Raw genomic sequence first — 2,059 nt, 5'->3', positions numbered from 1 at the left:
CGACCTGATTTTGCCGATCCTGGACGGGTTCGACGAGGTCGCCGCGGGCCTGCGCCGACACGTCTTGGAGGCGCTCAACGCCGCCACCGACATGCCGCTGCTGATGACCAGCCGCCCCGACCAGTACCGGGCCGCCGTAGTCGAAACGCAAGTCCTGAAGGCGGCCGCCGGTGTCAGCCTGATCGACCTCGACCCGTCCGACCTGGACCACTACCTGCATCGCACCACCACCCGCCTGACCGGTGAGGGCGCTCCACTATGGGAGCCCGTGCTGGCCGAACTCCGCGGAGAAACCCGCAGTGCGGCCGGTGCGAACATCGCCGAGGCACTTTCCACGCCGCTGATGGCCTCCATCGCCCGGACCGTCTACAGCGACACGCCCGACCGATGCCCATCCGAACTGCTCGACACCGACCGATTCGGCCATGCCGAAGCGATCGAAAAGCATCTGCTCGGCAGCTTCCTCCCGACGGTGTACCGGCCCCGGCCGGGCAGCCGTCGCTATGAAACCGATCAGGTGCGACGCTGGCTCGGCTATCTCGCGCGTCACCTGAAGCGGCTCGACACCCACGATCTCGCCTGGTGGCAGTTCGGCGACTCGATGCTTCGCCGGACTCGGATGCTCATCATGATTCTCACCGTCGGACTGGTCTTCGGGTCGGTCATTTTTGCCGTGAAAGGAATCCTCGACGACGAATTTCGAATGGGGCGAATCCTGTACGCCGCGGTATTCGGACTGGCGACCGGAACCGCCCTCACTCTCGTGCGGGAATTCGGCCCCGGACCAAGGCATCGTTCGCTCGAGCCGTCGAGGATCCGAGTGCGGATCCTCGAGCGAGGCCACCGCAGGTGGCGGACGGCGATTCACAGATGCAGGACCGGTCTCACGGCCGGTGCGGCATTGGGCTTCGGATATGGCATCCTCATTGGAATTCTGGACCTGGTAGTGCAAGGCGTCGAACTCAGACGGGTCCTCCTGAACGGATTGTTCGATGCGACCGTGTTCGCAGCCGTATTCGCCTTCGCGGCCGGGATCGGGTTCGGGTTCATCGGTCTGAACGAGGAACCACTCGACATCGAGTCCGACTACAGTCCCGAGAATCTGTTGCGGGCCAACCGGACCACTGTGTTCGTCCAGGTATTTCTATATGCGACCACGACCGGGGTCGTACTTCCACTGACGATCGGGCTCGTCGGCGAGCTGGTGCGCCGGCTCCCGCCCGCGTTCAGCATCTTTATCGATCGTGGCCCGGAATTCGGGCTCTCGGTCGGCCTGATCAGTGGCATCGGAGGCGGGATCGCGTACGCGCTCAGCATGACCGCGTGGGGGCAATGGCTGGTCTTCGGCCGCCTCTGGCTCCCGCTGACCGGACGCCTGCCCTGGGCGGTGTCCACCTTCCTCGAAGACGCCTACGACCGCGGCGTGCTGCGCCGCGCCGGAGTGGTCTACCAGTTCCGCCACGAACGGCTCCGAGACCACCTCGCCGACATCGACCACCGCCAATACGACTGAACACGTTCTCCTAGGTCAACCCGACCGGCCAAATATGGCCGGTCGCCTGGCCTGGCGCCGCGCCGCCCTCGGTGCCAAACTCTGGGCAACTCAGGGCGCAGCACGGACAACCGACCGGCTGGAAGACCGCTCCACATTCCTGACAATCCAGAGGCCCCATGCGAAACTTCAGTCTAGAAATCACTGCCGCTACCTTGCTGGTTCTCTCTTCGGCTTGCACAAGCGATGGGAATTCCCATATTGACGATGGAGGCAGTGGTCCTGGCGCGCTAGGGCACGTGACACCTGAGCCTGCGTGGACTCTTGAAGGATACTCCGCCTTCGCACCGGTAATCAGTGCCGGCGACACATTCATTCTATATGCAGTCGATGAGGATGATGAACTGGTCGCATTGGGAGTCGACGCTTCGTCGGGAAATGTTCTCTGGAAAGAATACACGACCCACTCCCACACCTACCCCCAGCATCGAATTGCAGCCGACTCCCTGGAGAACCAGGCAGTCATAATGAGCTTCTTCGGGCAAGGTGACGGGTACGCCGTGTGAT

General features: G+C 63.2%; 1 protein-coding gene and 1 pseudogene. One reads left to right on the top strand and one right to left on the bottom strand.

The features are described from left to right. Positions 1 to 1,513 (top strand): annotated as a pseudogene (locus JFB92_RS24570) (hypothetical protein); the annotation flags it as partial. A gap of 356 nt (positions 1,514 to 1,869) precedes the next feature. Here JFB92_RS24570 and JFB92_RS25940 read toward each other — a convergent pair. Next, positions 1,870 to 2,059: hypothetical protein (locus JFB92_RS25940; RefSeq protein WP_233163782.1), on the bottom strand; the 190-nt coding region annotated here is incomplete at its 5' end.

The organism is Glycomyces salinus (genome assembly GCF_016428645.1).
Classification (GTDB): Bacteria; Actinomycetota; Actinomycetes; order Mycobacteriales; family Micromonosporaceae; genus Glycomyces; species Glycomyces salinus.
Note: the sequence above shows the minus strand (reverse complement) of the source record. Positions and strands in the feature narration are given on the sequence as shown.